Annotated in this window: 10 protein-coding genes; 3 read left to right on the top strand and 7 right to left on the bottom strand. The window is 34.6% G+C overall.

Annotation, left to right across the window (positions count from 1 at the left end; genetic code table 11):
• Positions 1-254: 254 nt before the first annotated feature.
• The 4 genes from Q0L29_RS11090 to Q0L29_RS11075 form a co-directional block, all read right to left on the bottom strand.
• Positions 255-1,130: a cation diffusion facilitator family transporter gene (locus tag Q0L29_RS11090; RefSeq protein ID WP_296621643.1), complete on the bottom strand. Its 876-nt coding sequence runs from the start codon at positions 1,128-1,130 to the stop codon at positions 255-257.
• Positions 1,131-1,183: 53 nt separating this feature from the next.
• Positions 1,184-1,771 carry an outer membrane beta-barrel protein gene (locus Q0L29_RS11085; protein ID WP_296621640.1) on the bottom strand — a complete coding sequence of 196 codons (588 nt, stop codon included), beginning with the start codon at positions 1,769-1,771 and terminating at the stop codon, positions 1,184-1,186.
• Between the two features lie 123 nt (positions 1,772-1,894).
• Positions 1,895-3,805 carry a CocE/NonD family hydrolase gene (locus Q0L29_RS11080; RefSeq protein WP_296621637.1) on the bottom strand — a complete coding sequence of 637 codons (1,911 nt, stop codon included), beginning with the start codon at positions 3,803-3,805 and terminating at the stop codon, positions 1,895-1,897.
• 173 nt (positions 3,806-3,978) lie between these two features.
• On the bottom strand, positions 3,979-11,487 hold the full coding sequence (locus Q0L29_RS11075) for a T9SS type A sorting domain-containing protein (protein ID WP_296621635.1): 7,509 nt from the start codon (positions 11,485-11,487) through the stop codon (positions 3,979-3,981).
• Between the two features lie 235 nt (positions 11,488-11,722).
• On the opposite strand from Q0L29_RS11075, the gene Q0L29_RS11070 reads away from it, so the two are divergent.
• Both Q0L29_RS11070 and Q0L29_RS11065 read left to right on the top strand, forming a co-directional pair.
• Positions 11,723-12,421, top strand: coding sequence for an ABC transporter ATP-binding protein (locus Q0L29_RS11070; protein ID WP_296621633.1), 699 nt, complete (start codon positions 11,723-11,725; stop codon positions 12,419-12,421).
• A gap of 11 nt (positions 12,422-12,432) precedes the next feature.
• Positions 12,433-14,958, top strand: a complete 2,526-nt coding sequence (locus Q0L29_RS11065) for an FtsX-like permease family protein (RefSeq protein WP_296621631.1) — start codon at positions 12,433-12,435, stop codon at positions 14,956-14,958.
• Between the two features lie 207 nt (positions 14,959-15,165).
• On the opposite strand, the gene Q0L29_RS11060 is transcribed toward Q0L29_RS11065, so the two are convergent.
• The 3 genes from Q0L29_RS11060 to Q0L29_RS11050 form a co-directional block, all read right to left on the bottom strand.
• A complete protein-coding gene (locus Q0L29_RS11060) occupies positions 15,166-15,750 on the bottom strand; it encodes a hypothetical protein (protein ID WP_296621629.1) in 585 nt (194 codons plus the stop codon).
• A 463-nt stretch (positions 15,751-16,213) separates the two neighbouring features.
• On the bottom strand, positions 16,214-17,620 hold the full coding sequence (locus Q0L29_RS11055; protein ID WP_296621627.1) for an aminotransferase class I/II-fold pyridoxal phosphate-dependent enzyme: 1,407 nt from the start codon (positions 17,618-17,620) through the stop codon (positions 16,214-16,216).
• A 154-nt stretch (positions 17,621-17,774) separates the two neighbouring features.
• Positions 17,775-18,020: a type B 50S ribosomal protein L31 gene (locus tag Q0L29_RS11050; RefSeq protein ID WP_296621625.1), complete on the bottom strand. Its 246-nt coding sequence runs from the start codon at positions 18,018-18,020 to the stop codon at positions 17,775-17,777.
• A gap of 142 nt (positions 18,021-18,162) precedes the next feature.
• Between Q0L29_RS11050 and Q0L29_RS11045 the strand changes: the two genes are divergently transcribed.
• A partial coding sequence (locus Q0L29_RS11045) for a capsule assembly Wzi family protein (RefSeq protein ID WP_296621622.1) occupies positions 18,163-19,507 on the top strand: 1,345 nt, incomplete at its 3' end.

Here is a 19,507-nt window from a genome sequence, read left to right as displayed (position 1 = left end):
TAAACAACAAAATAAATCAATTCATATCTGTTTTTTCCGTGTATAGGAAGTTCCTGATTATAACAGAACTCCAAAACGGAAATTACCCGGAAATGAGTCGTAGTTTTAACTTTTATAAAAGGTAGTTGTGCAACAGCCACGGATGCTTGAACCAGGTGATGAATGGAAATAGATTGCAATAGCGCAATTGTCTGCTTGTGCCTTTGACTATGTTTGGTTTAAAAAGTGTGACTATCTGATAAAATAAATAAATTTTACTGAATCAGTTTTTTGTTTTCCTCTAAACCGTGTTCAAACTGCAAAGTGATATGCCCAATAGAGAAATTAGTATGCAATAACTCCTCAATTTTCGTTTGAATTTCATGTGTATTACTCACCTTCAAATCCTCACGTAAATCAACATGTGCCTCCAGATGGATGGTGTACTCATCCAATTGCCAAACATGGATATGATGGATATTTTTTACCTCATTTAAATGTTCCACTTCCTCCACTAATCGCGGGATATTGATTCCTTCCGGTACAAATTGTAATAGAATTTTGGTAGAACCCCAAAGTAACTGCCATGAAGTAGCGATTAAATAAACCCCAATGAGAATAGATAAAACACCATCAACCCATGCCACTCCGTAATATTTCATAGCTAAACCACCCCCTAAGACTGCCACTGAAAACAAAGTATCTGAAAGCAAATGCAAGAATGCAGATTTCATGTTCATACTATGTTTGGCATCTCTTGCCAAGAATAAAACACTTAAACCGTTGGCAATAATAGCAATCCCTGCCAGCCAAATTACCAAGTCATTATTGATTTCTAGTATTTGAGTAATTTGCAAACGCTGGATACTCTCAATAATGATATAAATTGCTACCGCTATAATGAATGCTGAATTAACAAAAGCGGCTAAAACCTCTGCTCTTTTATAGCCAAAAGATTTACTATAAGTAGCTTCTTTCTTGGCAAGAAGTATGGCTATCAAGCTAATGAATAGTGCTGCTACATCACTGAAATTGTGCATGGCATCTGAAATCAATGCCATAGAATTCCCAACAATTCCTCCCACTATTTGAGAAACTGTGATGATGATGTTCAATAATATAACCCACTTTAGCCTGCTTTCTTTTTTCATAGAGACCAAAAATAGGAAACTTGAAGAATATAGACTAAAATTTTAAATAAGATTTATAAATGATAAAAAAATCCAGCTGAGATACCACTCGCTATTAATCGATAGGTTTGATACTTCTTTTTAAATGGGATAACGGTTTGAATCTGACTATGAGCCTTCACAAAAAATTTAAACTTTTTGATATCGTATTGTGCTCCAACAGCATATGAAATCCCTAAGCCAGTCTGTTTTTCTATACCATTTTCATTTGGCTCATTAGTCTGCCAATTAAGTATTAGACCACCTTCAGTAAATAAGTACTTTAAAAATTTATAGTGAAGCAAGATAGGTATATTCATTGTTTCTATCTTAAAATTCCATTTTTGGAGGTTATCCTCAAAATCCGAATCCTTTTTTTCCATCCAATTTGTTTGGGTTTGCAATCCAGAAATTAATTTAAAATTTGTAGATATTTTATAACTATAATTTACTCCAAATTGACACCCTTTTTGATGAAAATAAGATGGATCAAAATAGCTTGAAGAAAATTTTGTAGCAGTGCCATCAAATAAATGATTATATGATAAACCTATGGAATGCTTTTGTGCTTTTGAAAATTGAGATGCAAAAATAATCGCTATAAATAATAAGAATCTTTTCATATAATGAATCATTGATAATTAAATCAGACACAAATATTAAAAAATAAGTTGCAAAATAAAAAAGCCCTGATCTTTATGACCAAGGCTTCTACAAAATTATATTTTAGGATAAATAATTGATTGTTATTTATCCAATTCCAATTGCAAAGATTGAGGTGTAGTTTCTATCTCGCCAATCTCAATTTTAGAATCTCCTTTTACCGTAATTGTCGCTTTAATGAAATCCTCCTCTTCAGCTTTGTAGATATTTTCTACATATTTCTGTGGGTTTCTGTCAATATAAGGAAACCAGGTGCTATGGATTTGAACCATTACTTTATGCCCCTTTTTAAATGTATGTAAAATATCCTGAAGTGTGATATCCACTTCATCTTCTTCATTTGGAATAAATGGTTTTGGATCTGCAAAGCTATCTCTGAACCTTCCTCTGAAAACTTCAGCTCTTACCAATTGCTGATAGTTGCCCATTACGATATTATCAGGATTGTGCTCATAACTTTCATGATCACCAGGGTAAACATCTATGATTTTTACAATGAAATCAGCATCCGTTGAAGAGATGGCCACTTTCAATTTGGCTGCAATTTCACCTGCCAATGTTAAATTTTCTTCCAATGGATCAGATTCCCAAACCAAGACATCAGGTCTACGAGCAGCATGACGCTGGTCATCCGTCATATATGGACGAGGAGTGAAGGTGACACTTTCCGTAAATGAAGTATAGGGTACAGGTTTAGCAGGATCTGATACATAGCTAAATTCATCATCATTGCTTCCTTCTTCATTTATTAAAAGCTTACCATTTTGAGCAAATCCTAAAGTAGTTTGTGGAATCTGTGGCGGCCAAACATCGAATTTTTGCCATTCTTTCAGCCCTGTATCAAACATATAAGCTTCAGGCAAATTAGGTTTCCCTTCTCCATCTCTTAAGAAATGGTTGAAAAAAGTTCGCTCAATTTCAGTTTGATAGAAAATAGAAATACTATCCCCAAAATAAACATGGTTAACAGCTTGAAAGCCTCTTTCTCTAGCCCAATCTCCGTGACTCCATGGTCCAAAAACAATGGTATTATAAGCATCTGGACTTGTTTTTTCAATCGTTTTATAAATATTCAATGGTCCGTATAAGTCCTCAGCATCAAACCAACCACCTACTACCATCACGGCATGATCAATATCATCCAAATGAGGAATGATACTTCTTTTCTGCCAGAACTCATCATAATTCGGGTGCTCAACAGTTTGTTGCCAAAACTCATTATCAAAATGTATTTTTTCAGTAATATTTTTTAAAGGTCCCAATTCCATATGGTAATCATATCCGTCAATAGCATTAGCAGTTTTCATTCTTGCAAATGCTTCTCTATACCATGATTCGGTAGTAGGCTCTTTTGTTTGGTAACCAAAAACAGGATAAGCAGCCGTATAACTTTGCAAATAAGCGCCATTGTGGTGGAAATCATCAAAGAAAAAATCCCCTATTGGGGCTTGTGGTGAACTAGCTTTCAAAGCAGGATGTGCATCAGGCAAAGCTGCAGCAGTATAAAATCCGGGATAACTAATACCCCATTGGCCTACTTTTCCGTTTGTTTTGCCTTTTAAATGTTTCAATAACCATTCTATAGTGTCAAAAGTATCTGAACTCTCATCGGCTTCTTTTTTATGCTTATTGCCCGGAATGTTTGGTGTCATATTGGTGAACTTACCTTCGGACATCCATCGGCCTCTCACATCTTGATAAACGAAAATGAACTTATCCTCCATTAAATATTGGGAAGGCCCTAAAGAACGCTTATAGGCATCAGGCCCATAAGGCGCAATGCTATAACAAGTTCTTTGCATCATAATCGGATGATTACCCTTTTCTTTGGGTGTATATATGGCAGTATAAAGACGAGTGCCATCTCGCATAGGAATATAAACTTCCTCTTTGTTGTAATGCTCTTTTACGTAACTGCTTTCCTCTTCTTGCGTCCACGCTCTTGGATTTAAAAACAGGCAAAGGCCAATAAATAATAGTATATGTTTTTTCATTTTGAGTAAAATTTATTTAAAAGGATAAGTTAGCAAATAAGTTTTTTAGAAGGATGAGTTGGGGGTAAATTTTGATGGATGGTTTAAAAAATTACTTCTAGTGAATACTCTATTATGCAAAAAAAAAGCAACTACAATAAATGCAGTTGCTTTTTAAGGTTGGTTTGTCTTTCTTAATAGACAATTATTTTCTCTGTTGCAATTCCTTCATTTGAAATTATTTTCAAAATATAAGTCCCTGAATAGATTCTATTAACTTCCATTCTGGATTGAATTTCAATAATTGGCTTTTCCCAAATCAATCTTCCGTCAAGACTATAAAGTTGAGCTCTAACTTCAGTTAAATCAGGAATAACATTAATCATGATGTATTCTCTTGCAGGGTTAGGATAAACAGTATAATGGTCTTCATTTAAAACTGTATTATTTCCTAGTACTTGACCTACTTCTATAATTGATGTACAACCTACCTCATTAGTAAGTTCCACTTCATAGTTTCCTGATTTTTGAATTTCAATTGTTTGAGAAGTTTCATTTATAAAAGCTCTATCCCTAAACCAACGATAGGAAACTGCTTCAGGGGCGGTTAATTGTCCTTCTACACTTTTATCAACAGAACCCGAAATAACTTCTTTTACATTAATTATTATAGAATCAAAATTACTACAACCTTCCTCAAAAGTCTCAAATAAGATTTCATGAACACCTACTCCTGCAGTTAGAGGATCAAATGCACCGGACTCTGATACACCATCTCCAGTCCATGTTCCATTACTTATCTCCGATTCAAGCTGGATTATAGCTTGGTTGATACAAACCTCCATCGAATCTTCAAGTATAAGGTTCTCTACAATATTGCTATTAGTATAAATCAAATCCTCTAAAATATTATTTGTTTGATCCACATCATTTTCAACTATTAATGAAATTCTCAGTTGATTAGCACACTGAACAGTAAAATCAAGAGCATTTGATAAAGTAATAGTTTGCACTTCTAAAGCACCTACAACATTTACAGTGTCTCTATGAACTTGTTCATTATTCAATGAATACTCAATCACTGCATTGTTATACTCTTGCCCCAAATTAAAAACTGTAACGTCAATCGATTCAGCAGAGCCAAGAGAATCATTAGCAGCAGTAAAGCTATAATCTGTAAGCGTCATATCGACTGATGGATATGGTTTTACTTCAATATTATCAATGATAGCACCACTTAAAGTATATGACCCATCGCTAGAGAAATAAAATCTAAATTTCACGCCTTCAAATCCTGCTAAAGCACTTATATCAGCTAATGCTTGTATTTCATTTGAACTTGACCAACCATTACCTGTATACCAATTAGATAACCCATTATTTAAAGTTACCCAAGTATCACCAAGATCTGTAGAATACTGAATTCTCAAGTAATCGTAACCAGATTCTAAATTGAAATTAATATCTGCTGAAATATACGCACTATCAATTTGGGTGAAATTAAATATTGGACTCTCTATATACGAGAGCTCAGTATTATTATAATCACCGCTTAACCCTCCTAATGCCCAAGCTTTATTATTTTGAATTGAATCATAGCCAAGCTTTGTGGGAACGCCATATTCCCATGAACTATTATTTCCACCAGCAATCCAATCTCCATCTCCTGATTCAAAGTCCTGAGTATATGGTAGCTCAATGACAGGAAAATGCTCTATGCTAAAAGTAAGAGAATCATTGGACTGATTACTATCATTTATAAGATCTGTCCAGACTTTTATTTGATAGGTCTTTTCCGCTGAAAGATCCAACATATTACCGAAAGAATAATTGAGCGTATTTAAAGGATTTACTATTTCAGTTACCGTTTCTTGAATTACTTGTCCATTATCAATTTGGTAATAAATATCAAACCCTTGTTGAGCTAATTTACCATAATTAAAAATACCTACACTTAGATTCTCAGAGGCAGTGAATAAACCAGAAGAAACTAAATCAGTTGAAACAACACCAACATCATCGTTCGAAAGCTCTGTAAAACTCAAATTATCAATTACCAATCCGTCCTGTCCAAGTTCAACATTGTCAGACTGACCAAATTTTATCTGGGTTGTATTACTAAAGGCCTGACCATTTGCAAGTAGGCTATCACTAATGTTAACAGAGACGTTAATTATAGTATTTTCATTAGTGGTATTCCAATCATATAAAGTAATCCATGAATCATTTTCACTACCCCTTATAAATACTTTATCAGCAGTATCATCTTCATCCCCTAAATCCTTGTAGTCAAAATTGAAAAGTATCTTATTAGCTTCAACTGTATAATTTGAAAGATTCAAGTTTAAAATAAGTTCATTCAAGTCTTGAATGGCTGAAGCTATCCCTAGACTTCTATCCATTATAGCATTCGAACCAGTGAAAACTTGAACTTGACCAGTTCCATTTAAAGTAAAGAAGTCAAATCTTCCCTCATCACCAAAAAATGTAGTATCGCCTTGAGTGAAAAATGTTGAATCATTCTCAAAATCAATTAGTAAAGGCAAAGCAACAACTGGATTATTGAATTTCTCAATTGTGAAAGAAAGCGTATCGTTTGATGTATTTTCATCTCCACTTAAAGTTGTCCAAATATCAATATTATAAAGACCAACAGTTGATAAGTCTGCCTGAGCAGCAAAGGTATAAGTTAAGCTATCGAGGCTTGCTATAGTATTGCTTACTGTTTCCTGAACAATATTGCCATCATTGACCTGATAAGAAACCTGAAAGTTTTGTTGTGCATTTATGCCATTATTATAAATTTCAACAGTTATATCCTCACTATTAGTAAGCCCTCTGGAAGACACTAAATTCTGAGAAACAGTTTTAATATCATTGTTCGGATATGACTCAATAATAATATTATCAATAATTGCTCCTTTATAAACAACTGAACCATCACTTTCAAAATAGAATCTGAATTTTAGTTCTCCAAAAGAAGTCAAGTTACTAATGTCTGCCTTAGCTGTAATTTGATTAGTGCCTGTTCCGGACCAACCGACACCAGTAAACCAATTTAATGTACCTGTATTTAGATCATTCCAAGTATCTCCTTGGTTTGTAGAGTATTGCACTCTTAATTCATCAAAATTATTCTCAATTTCATAATTAATATCTACTGAAAAATAACCACTATCTATACTTGAAAGATTGAAGAGTGGACTCTCTAAATAGGATTGTTCACTATTATTATATTGGCCAACTAGCCCTCCTAGAGTCCAAGCCTGATTGTTTTGAGTAGAATCATAACCTAGTTTACTAGGAAGTCCATATTCCCAAGAGCTATTGTTTCCACTTGCAATCCAATTGCCATCTCCATTTTCAAAATTTTCAGAATATGGTAGATCAACTAACGGATAATGTTCAATATTTAAACTAAGTGTGTCATTAGTATTATTCTGATCATTTGTTAAATCTGTCCAAATTTTAATAGAGTAAACTCTCTCCTCTGAAAGATCAATTAAATTATCAAAAGTATACTGTACAGTATCAAGCGGGTTTATAGTTTCTGTTACTACCTCCAAGACAGGTGCTTGATTATCTATTTGATAATAAATATTAAACCCTTGTTGAGCTAATCTCCCAAAATTATGAAGGTCTGCCTTTAACGTATCTGCCGCTGTCAATGATCCCATTGATCTCAATGGACTTGAGATAACTCCTACATCATCATTTGCAAGTTCTGTAAAATTCAAGTTGTCTATTACTAAACCATCATAGCCCAACTCATAATATCCAGTTTGTCCGAATTTAATTTGTGTTGAATTACTAAATTCCTGTCCATTCATCAATAAACTGTCACTTATGTTCATTGATGCACTTAAGACATAATTTTCATTAGTAGTATTCCAATCATATAAGACAATCCATGGATCATTTTTACTTCCTCTGATAAACACCTTATCCTCATCGCTATCATCGTCATTAACATCCCTGAAATCAAATTCAAAAAGTATTTTATTGGTGTTTGCTGTATAATCAGAAAGATTTAAGTTTAATATGAGCTCATTCAGATCTAAACCTGAAGAGGCAATTGCCAAACTATTCATATATATTGCTCTGGAGCCTGAAAAAACCTGTATCTGCCCTAATTTGTTATTCGTCAAGAAATCAAATCTTCTCTCATCGCCAAATAGGAGGGTATCACCTTGAGTGAAGAAACTAGAGTCATTCTCGAAATCAATTGTTAATGGAAACTGAACATTAGGATTAGGATAGTTTTCAATAGATACAGATAAAGTATCATTGGATTGATCCAAATCTCCAGCTAAGCCAGTCCAAACCTTTATGTCATATTGCCCAACTGTTAATAAGTCTAAAGCAGTATTAAAAGTATACCTAATGGAGTCTAAGCCCGCAACTGAATCCGTCACTATTTCTTTAACAAAAGCACCTCCATTTATTTGATAAAACACATCAAAATTCTGTTGTGAATTAACTCCATTATTATGTATATCAATAATGAGGGTTTCACTGTTGGTCAGCGTTCTTGAGGATTGCAAATTAGTATTGATAGGGCTTAGATCTTCTGTAAGAAGTTCAGTAAAATTCAAATTATCAATAACTAGACCATCTGTTCCGAATGAATAATTGTCATCTTGACTAAATTTTATCTGAGTAGAATTGCTAAATACCTGACCATTGGCCAATAAACTATCACTAATATTCATTGAAACATTTATAGTGGTATATTCATCACTAGTGTTCCAATGAAATAAAGCAATCCAAGGGTCGGCTTCACTTCCTCTTATGTAAATCTTATCTGCCTCGTGATCTTCATCTCCTATATCTTTGTAATCAAAACTAAATAGAATCTTATTAGCCTCTACTGTATAATCCGATAGGTTTAAATTTAAAATTAATTCATTTAAATCCTGAGACGATGAGGCTATACCTAAGCTTTTATTATCAATTGCGTAGGATTGAGTGAAAACTTGTACTTCTCCTGTTCCATTTTCGGTAAAGAAGTCAAATCTTCTTTCACTTCCAAAAAGTATAGTATCTCCTTGCGTGAAAAAGCTAGAATCATTCTCAAAATCAATCATTAATGGAAACTGAACAACGGAATTAGATACTTTTTCTATTGTAAATGATAAAGTATCATTAGATTGATCCATATCTCCAGTTAAAGCAGTCCAAACATCTATATCATAATCCCCTCCTGAAGGCAAGTCTAAAATAGTGGTGAATGTATAACTAAGAGTATCTAAACCAGCAACTGTAGCAGCAACGGTTTCTTGAACTACTGTACCTCCGTTAATTTGATAGAAAACATCAAAATTTTGCTGTGCGTTAAGTCCATTATTATAAATATCAACAATTAGAGTATCACTGTTGGTCAGAGACCTTGAAGATTGCAAATTATGAGCTATAAGACTAATATCATCAGCAAGAAACTCCGTAAGACTTATATTATCCAAGACTAATCCATCACTACCGAATGAACTGGTTCCTGATTGCCCAAATTTAATTTGAGTTGTAGCGCTAAACTCTTGTCCATTGGTAGCCAGAAATTCTGTAATGTTTACTAATGCTGTTATGTTTTGATTGTATACTTCGGTATTCCAATCAAAAACAGGAATCCAGGTGTCGCTATTATTCCCCCTGATAAAAATTTTATCTTCTGGGCTAATGCCATCGAATATATTTCTGTAATCAAAGGTCAAACGGATTTGGTTATTGCCTACTAAATAATTAGACATATTCAGGTTAAGAATGAGCTCATTAGTAGCAGAATAGAGTGAAGATAATCCTATACTGTTTCCATCAATTGAATTAGCATCATTAATAATTCTATAATTACCATGAGCATAAGCTGAAGTCTGAAAATCAAGTTGATTATTAAGGTCTATAGCCATACTGTCTCCATATTCAACTTGTAGACTTAAACTATCAAAATTCAAGCTATAGGGCAAATTAACTATAGGTCTTCCATAATTTTTCACTTGAAATTCTAGGGTATCATTGCTTGTATTAGTATCCGTTGCAAGTGAGGTCCAAACTTTCAAATCATATGATCCTATAGCTGATAGGTCTAGGGTAGAAGCAAAAGTATGATTTAAAGTATCAATCGAACCAATAGTACTATTAATGGTCTCAGTAACCACTCCATTAGTACCCATTTGGTAAGAAATATCAAAGCTTGACTGATCCGTGACTCCTTTATTAAAAATGTTAACACTTAGGGCTTCAGAAACTCCCAAATCTCTTCCGTTCTGAATAGATTGTGATAGGACTGTTAGGTCATTATCTTCTATACGTTCTATTCTCAAATTATCAAGATTTAGACTGTAATTAGAATTGTTGGTAAATCTTAATTGAAAGCTTGAACTGAAGTCTTGGCCATTATTAGCTAATATACTAGATATATCATAACCATGGGTTTTAATTTCTCTGCTCGAAATGGAATCAATTTCAATCCATGGATGATTTCGACTTCCTCTAATCGCTACTTTGGCATTGGCCCCCACAGTACTATTAGCAATAAAGGACAATAAAAAATTATCCGTAGATACACTTGAAGTAGAAAAATCAAAGTGGCCAATCAAATATTGGGTGTTAGACCTGCCCTCCATATGTAAGTAGCGACTTCCTTCAATTGCTTTGGATAAGATTGTATAGAATACTTGGTATACACCCTCGCTTTCAAGTTTTAATTCAAATTCTGGTAAATTATAGATTACTTTTTCCGAATACGACCCAGTTTCAGATATATAGTTCTCAAAATCATTAAAATAAGGCAGGCTAGGTGTCAACTGTTGGTAATGCGTCAATTGATGTGAAATGGTGTCATTATCTTGTATAGTATCAGCAGCAAAATTTGAAACCCAAATCTTGAAATCGTAGGTGCCTTCTTGACTCAAATCTGCTGTAGCAGAAAAACTAAGAGTATCGTACGAAGATGCCGGAATCGCAATTGCATAAGATTCTGTCTGCTGCGTACCTTCATTTATGGTATAAGACAAATCAAAGGAGCTTGTTGGGGCAGTGCCACTGTTATAAACTACTACATCAATGGTTTCACTTGTGGTCAAATATCTTGAATTCTCCTTGTTTAAAGCGTGCATCTTTAAATCCTGATCAGGATATTCACTTAAAGTAAAATCATCAAATACAAAACCCTCCCTAATTACACTACCATCGCTATCAAAATAAAATCGAAATATTACCGAAGGCTGTCCTGCTAAAGCTGATGCATTAGAAGAAACTATTTGAGTTCCACTAGTATTGCCATTCCATTCATCATCATACCAATTCATGGCATCAATACTTGCATTAATAATAGTCCAGGAAGTTCCTCCATCAATAGAATACTGAAGTTGTACACCATCGCAGCAAGATTCCAAATCATAAGCTACTGTAGCTGAAACCTTAGCATTGGTTATGTTTGTGAAATCATATACAGGACTTTGAACATAAGATTTCTCATTATTGTTATGATTTCCAGTAAGATTACCTAATACCCAGGCATTACTGCCAGAAGGAGCCGAGCTAAGACCTAGTTTATTAGGTGTGCCAAATGCCCATGTGGTATTAGTTCCGCCAGATGTCCAGCCGTTTTGGCCAGATTCAAAATCCTCCACAAATGGAAGGGTTAACGACTGTGCAAATAAGTTAAAAGAAAGAAACAGAAAGCTAATGAATAAGTAATAGTTTTTCATATGTAAGATTTAAGCTAAAATTTTTCAATTTGCAAAAGTAATTATAGTTTTCATGATAAGGAAATTAAACTTAAACCTTTTTGATTATATGTTTCTATATACCAGTTAGATGTATGAAATGAATGCATTTTTTTATACTATTCTCATAATAATATTATTTTTCCGCCCATCAACTTTCTTAAACTGTTTGTCACTTCAAACGTTTGATATTACGTTATAGCAGATAAAAATATTAATGACTCAAATTTTAGCAGTTCAAAACCTAAGTAAAACCTACCAATCAGGGGAGAAATCTTTAACCGTTCTTTCTGATATTAATTTTGAAATAAAGGCGGGTAGTAGTTGTGCAATTATTGGCCCATCGGGTAGCGGCAAAACCACTTTGCTTGGTTTATGTGCAGGTCTGGATGAAGCCGGAACAGGTTCGGTTACCTTAGACGATAAGAAATTAGAGAATCTATCTGAAGATGAAAGAGCTGCTGTTCGAAACGCTTCCGTAGGATTTATTTTTCAAAGCTTTAATCTTTTGCCAAGCTTAACCGCATTGGAAAACGTGATGGTTCCCTTGGAATTATTAGGAAAAAAGAATGTAAAGCCAATTGCAGTCGATTTGTTGGAGAAAGTAGGATTGGGAGATAGAATGCACCATTATGCTTCACAACTTTCAGGTGGAGAGCAACAAAGGGTCTCTATTGCAAGAGCTTTTGCCAATCAACCTAAAATTTTATTTGCCGATGAGCCCACCGGAAATTTAGATCAGGAAACAGGAGAAACCATTGAAGCACTCATCTTTAATTTGAATAAAGAATTAGGTACTACTTTAGTTTTGGTAACCCATGATCACGATCTGGCAAAAAGAACAGATCGAATCCTTCAACTTAAAGGAGGTAAACTTATTAAAGATACTGCAACGCTAACTTCAGAAGAAGCTTAAAAACCATTCTCATGCAAAATTTAAACTGGTTATTGAAAATGGCTTGGCGTGATAGTCGCAGAAATCGTTCGCGATTATTTCTGTTTATGAGCAGTATTATACTGGGCATTGCGGCATTGGTTGCCATTAATTCATTTGGAGATAACCTAACCCAACAAATAAACTCTGAAGCCAAAGAACTACTTGGCGCAGATGTAGAATTAGAAAGTAGAAGTCCTTTTCCTGATTCACTTTACCAATTTCTGCAGAATGAAAACCTTGAGCTTTCTGAAGAAAGAGCTTTTGCCAGTATGGTTTATTTTCCTAAAAATGGTGGGACTCGACTGATTAATGTTCGAGCGGTAGAAGCAAACTATCCTTTTTATGGTAAAATAGAAACGACTCCTTTTTCTTCTGCTGAGGACTATAACAATAATGAAAAAGCCTTAGTAGATCAGTCATTAATGCTTCAGTTTAATGTTAATCCAAATGATTCGGTAAGAATTGGGAATTCCATATTTTCCATAGCTGGAGAAATCAATAAAACACCAGGACAATCCGCAATCACCACAACCGTAGCGCCACCTGTGTTTATTCCTTTGTCCAAATTAGAGGAAACAGGATTGATGCAGAAGGGCAGTCGAATCAATTACAAATTATATGTAAAATTTCCTGATGGGATTGATGATCAAAAGTATTTCAATGAGGTTTTAAAACCCCGATTAGAAAAAGAAGAAATCCGCTTTGATGATGTAGAAGAAAGAAAAGAAGAATTAGGAGATGCTTATTCCGATTTAACCGGCTTTCTGAATTTGACCGCATTTATTGCTTTGCTTTTAGGCTGCATAGGCGTGGCAAGTTCGGTACAGGTATATGTAAAAGAAAAAGTGAAATCAGTAGCCATTTTGCGCTGTTTAGGTGCTTCTTCTCTACAAGGAATGTGGATTTTTCTCATCCAAATTGCTATAATTGGATTAATAGGTTCTCTTATTGGATCATTAATTGGGAGCAGCATCCAATATTTTTTACCTCAGCTTTTTGCTGATTTCTTACCATTTGAAATTGAATTAAGTTTCAGCTATAGCTCATTTTTTCAAGGTATTCTAATTGGCTTGTTAGCTTCAGTACTTTTTGCTCTAGTTCCGCTTTTGCAAATCCGTAAAGTATCTCCTCTAAATGTATTGAGAAGTTTAGGCTGGGGAAAAACTTCCAAAGCCAGCCGTTTTGTATATGTTTTGGTAGTATTATTCGTTTTTGGTTTTTCTTATATTCAACTCAATGAACTACAGAAAGCCGCTATTTTCACGGTTTCGTTGTTAGGGGCCGCTTTAATTCTGATGGGGGTCAGCCGATTAATCATTTGGGCTGTAAGAAAATACTTCCCTGAAAATGCTCCATTTACTACAAGACAAGGTTTGGCTAATTTATATAGACCGAATAATCAGACTTTAATTTTAGTAATCACTATTGGTTTAGGCACCGCATTAATCACCACTTTAATGCTGAGCCAAGATTTATTATTAGATAAAGTAAAATTAAGCAGTAGCGAGAATCAGCCTAATATGGTACTCTTTGATATTCAAAGCGACCAAGTAGATGAAGTTATAGAGATTACCCAAAAAGACAGTTTACCGGTTATTCAGGAAGTACCAATTGTTACTATGAAACTACATAGCCTGAAAGGGGAGTCGGTGGAATCGATTCGTGAAGATACTACTGCCGGAGTTCGGAATTGGGTATTGAGAAGAGAATACAGAGTGACATATCGAGATAGCTTAATTGATTCTGAAACTTTATTAGAAGGAGAATGGATAGGCCAAGTTCAAAACTCAACTGATTCCATTTTTATTTCATTAGACGATGGTTTAGCAGAAGATATGAAAGTTGGGCTAGGTGATCCTATATCATTTAATGTACAGGGAGCATTAATTCAATGCTATGTCGGAAGCATAAGAGAAATCGACTGGCAAAGAGTGCAAACCAATTTCCTGGTGGTTTTTCCTGAAGGGGTACTGGAAGAAGCTCCTAAGTTCCATGTTTTATTGACGCGTTATGAAAAAGTAGAAACATCTGCCCAATATCAACAAAAGATCGTGAGCAAATTCCCAAACATCTCCATTATCGATTTAGATTTGATACTGAAAACAGTTGACGAGGTATTGGGCAAAATTTCTTTTGTTATTCAGTTTATGGCTTTCTTTAGCATTATCACTGGGGTAATCGTACTAATTGGTGCTGTTAATATCAGTAAGTTTCAGCGAATGCAAGAAGCTGTTTTATTGAGAACTATAGGAGCAAGTAGGAAGCAAATAGTGCGCATTAACTTTATGGAATATTTCTTTTTGGGAAGTATTGCGAGTTTAACCGGTATTATTATCGCCCTTTTATCCGCCTGGGGATTAGCCTATTTTAGTTTTGAAACGGTATTTATTCCTAATTTGTGGGCGGTATTAATTACCTATTTTACTATTACGAGCTTAACGGTTTTCATTGGATTGACCAATAGCCGATCTGTTGTGAATAAGCCTCCTCTGGAGATTTTGAGGAAGGAGGTCTAGCAACCCTTTGTTGTAAATCATCAAAGGTATTCAAAACGTCATTTCGGAAATACTCATTTTTTGTAAAAAGAATGTTTTTCAAAATCTCAAGATCCGGTTTAAAAGAGGCGTCATACTTTGCCAGAAAGATTACCTTAACTAGTTCTTTTTTATAAAAAGGATAGAAGAATATTTTTCATACTTCTTTTCTACCAAGTCCCTTCCATATTAATAAGTAAGAGAAACATCGTCAAAATATGCTTCTCCACTTGTATCGTATAAATAAATTAAATACACAGTTAAGCTTTTAGTGCTGGCATCTACATTATCCAGTTTAATACTATATTCTTTCCAATCAAAGGTGCCAGATATATCCATAGATCCTTGTGTCGTTGCAAACTGCTCCGCTGATCCATCAATTTCAACAGTATCATCACCCCGTAATGCAACTGTAACTCCTCTACCACTCAACTCCCCTTTTATTCGTACGCTGAGGGTAACGCTCTTACCAGTTGGCAGATTATTAGTAATTGTCTGACCCCAATAGGCAAACGCGCTTGCATCAGCAGTTTGAGTTGAAATACTAACAGATTTGCTTCCAGAAAATGATTCATCCTCAGTCCATATAAAATTAAAATTATCTGGATTGGCGCTATTTGACCACCAGCCATCTGGAGATGTTGAGCCCTGCTCTAGAATACCATTAACAATTAATTGATTTGATTGAATTTCATCATCCTTACAACTTGTAAAAGATAAAACTGTAAATAATAAGCAAATAAAAAATACTGGGACATTTTTAAGTGAGTTCATAAGCTTCAATTTGGGTAAAAATTTAGTCATCAACCTGCTGATGACCTATTACAATATATTTTAAGGTTGCTACTTTGTTTTATTCATAAATAGAAAAAATGTTCTTAAATGTCAATCCAATCAAGTACTCAAGTTCAGGCCAAATGACTAATAATTCCTTAACCTCCATGAAATCCTAATAGTAAGGTTTCTACAATTCTAACCGTTTAGTTATTCCTTAAAAAAAATTAGCAAAATCCGCGCCATAAGAAGACCTTTGGAATAAGCCTGATGCTTGAATAACAGCTCTTTTAATTTTCTAGCAGGTATTTTTTGGCTAATAATAGTACTTAGTGAAAGGTGTCGCTAAAAAAGGATTCGAATGAAGTTGCTGTAAGAGTTAAAAACTGATGGATTTTAGTCAGTAACGATGATGACTAAACCAAAGCGTTTGTATTGCTTTAAAAACCATGGTAATGCTAAATCATTTTGATGTTTTCTTAATCAACTCCCAAGCCCTTTCCAAATGTCCTTTTGTTAATTCAGGATGTCCGCCCACTAATCTCAAAGTATATTTTCCATTTAGTTTAGTATGAGTCATAAATATTTTACCCGATGCATTGATCTTTTTCAGTAGCTGCTCATTGAATGCATTAAGCTCTTCTTCATTCATCTTCCTATTATTAAATCGGAAGCATAAAAGATTAACCGGAACAGGCGCCAGCATTTCAAAGTCATCCGATTTCTCTATTTCTTTTTCCAACCACTTTGCCCATTCAATATGGTTGTTGATAATCACCCTGAGTTTTTCAGCTCCAAATTCTCTCAATACAAACCATAATTTTAATGATCGAAATCTTCGACCCAATTGAATATGCCAATCACGGTAGTTGTTGACCTCCTCATCGGCATCTGTTTTGAGATATTCTGGAGTAATACTATAGGATTGCTTTAGTGCTTGTGGGTCTTTCACATAATAAAGACTGCAATCAAAATTCACAAACATCCATTTGTGTGGATTGAAAACCATGCTGTCTGCCATTTCAATACCTTTGCTCATCCATCGGTACTGAGGGCAAATTAAAGCTGCACCTGAATAGGCGGCATCAACATGAAACCATATATTGTACTTCTGAGCTATTTTTCCAATAGATTCCAGTGGGTCAACAGCTGTTGTGCCCGTTGTACCTAAAGCTCCTAAGACAAATAAAGGCTTATAGCCTTTTGCAAGATCTGATTTAATCGCTTCTTCCAGCTTTTCAGGGATCATAGCAAAATTATCATCTACAGGAATCTTTACTAAGTTTTCATAACCAAATCCTGCTATTTTAACATTTTTATCAATTGAACTATGTGCTTGTTCAGAAGCATAAATCCTGTATTGGGGCATTCCTGCAAAGCCTTTAGCATTAATTTGAAAATCTGAAGCTTTTTCTCTTGCGGTTATTAGCGCATTAAAGGTTCCCGTAGAGGCGGTATCTTGAATGGAGCCTGTCCAATCTTTTGAAAGACCGAGCAAATCGCACATCCATTCCATCATGCGGTCTTCCAATTCGGTGGCAGCTGGAGAGGTCAGCCAAACCATTCCCTGAGTGCCTAAAACCGACATCAGCATTTCACCTAAAATAGAGGCTTTACTTTTAGAAGCAGGAAAATAGGCAAAGAAATTCGGGCTTTCCCAGTGGGTGATGCCTGGCATTATTTTGTCTTCAAAATCTTTAAAAATTTTGCTAAAATCTTCTGCTTTTTCTGGGAAGGATTCAGGAAATTGAGCTTTTATTTCACCTGGTTTAACAGAGGACAAAACAGGATAGTCCTCCACATTATTTAAATAATTGGTCATCCAATCGACCATTGAATGGGCGTGCTTTCTAAATTCTTCGTTTGTCATCTATATTTTAACTAAATCCTTACCATTCTGTTGGATTCAAATATAAGCTTAATATTTAGATCTAGAATAAAATTTAAAACAGCATATAAACAAAAAAGCCTCCCTAATTTTAACATCAGAGAGACTTTTGACAAGAAGTGATAATCTAAATTTATTACTTCTTTTTGTATTTTTGGTTGAACTTCTCCACACGACCTGCAGTATCCAAGAAAATTTTCTTTCCTGTATAAAAAGGGTGAGAAGCCGAACTAACTTCTATTTTAACTACCGGATATTCTTTGCCATCTTCCATTTTGATGGTTTCACCTGAGGACATTGTAGACCTCGTTAAGAATTTCACGTCTGCTTGAGTATCCCAAAATACAACTTCTTTGTATTCTGGATGAGTATCTTTTTTCATAACAAATAAATTAAATTATTGATTTCCAACCAATTCTTTTAAAAGGAATGCAAAAATAAGGGAAGCTTTTGTTCTTTCCAAACCTCTATCTGTTTATTGGTGATATATTTTTGGTTATCTTGCACCCGCTAATTTATTCAATATGAGATTATTATTAACAGTCATTTGTCTTTTTTCTTTTCTTTCAGCCTATTCTCAAGCAGTAAATGCTCCTTTAAATAGAGATTACTATCATCTTCTGGAAAGATTGGAAGTTAGTAATGGGAAATTCTCTGAAAGTTTTCATGCTTCTATGAAGCCTTTTAATAGAAAAGAAATAGCTCAATTCCTGGATAGCTTGGATTCAGATAATTTAAATAGAAGAGATAAATTCAATTATAACTATCTGAAAAATGACAGTTGGGAATGGGCAGATAGTGCTGATTACAAAAATGAGAAAGGAATATTTGGACATATCTATAAAACCAAGCCTGATTTTCTCAATGTTCATGAGGATGAATTTGATTTACATGTCAATCCAGTTTTACACCTTTCTTTAGGACAAGAGAGCCTAAGTGATAATAGATTATACACCAACACCAGAGGGTTAGAAGTTAGGGGACTTATCAATAAAAAGCTCGGTTTTTACACCTTCGTTGGAGAAAATCAAGTGGTTTTTCCAGGACACGTGAATGACTACATAGGTGATTTCAATGCAGTACCTAATGAGGGGTTTTGGAAACCATACGGAGACAATAATGAAGGTGTTGACTTTTTTACTGCGCGTGGATATATTTCTTTTCAAGCCACCAAAAATATCAATCTGCAATTTGGCCACGATAGATTTTTCATTGGAAACGGAGAACGCTCTCTTATATTAAGTGATTTTGCAACAGGTTATTTATTCTTAAAAGCAGAGACCAACATATGGAAGTTTAATTACACCAATCTTTTTGGATTGCAAACAGCTGATGTGGTCTTGAGAGGAAATCAGCTATCGGGTACACAGTATCAATATCCTAGAAAATTTTTATCACTTCATCATCTGAGCTATAACATTACAGACAATATTAATATTGGAATTTTTGAGGCCATCATGTCTGGCGATTCTACAGTTGCTCAAAACCCTATCGATCCCGTTTATTTTAATCCTATCATTTTTTATCGTGCATTGGAACAGCAGGATGGCAGCTCGGGAAATGCATTAGTGGGTATGGATTTCAGAGCATTATTTTTGAAAAGATTTAGCCTTTACGGACAATTAGTTTTAGATGAGTTTCTAATAGATAATTTAAGACAAGGCGGCTGGTGGGCCAACAAATGGGCTGTGCAAACTGGTTTGAAATATTTCAATGCTTTCGAAATTCTCAATTTGGATTTACAAGCTGAGTATAATGTTGCCCGCCCTTTTATGTATGCCCATGATTCTAATTTTACTAATTATGCAAATTATAAACAGCCACTAGCACATCCATTAGGAGCCAATTTTGAAGAATGGGTAGCTACAT

This window comes from Marivirga sp. (assembly GCF_024636815.1).
In the GTDB taxonomy this organism is placed as follows: Bacteria; Bacteroidota; Bacteroidia; order Cytophagales; family Cyclobacteriaceae; genus Marivirga.
Note: the sequence above shows the minus strand (reverse complement) of the source record. Positions and strands in the feature narration are given on the sequence as shown.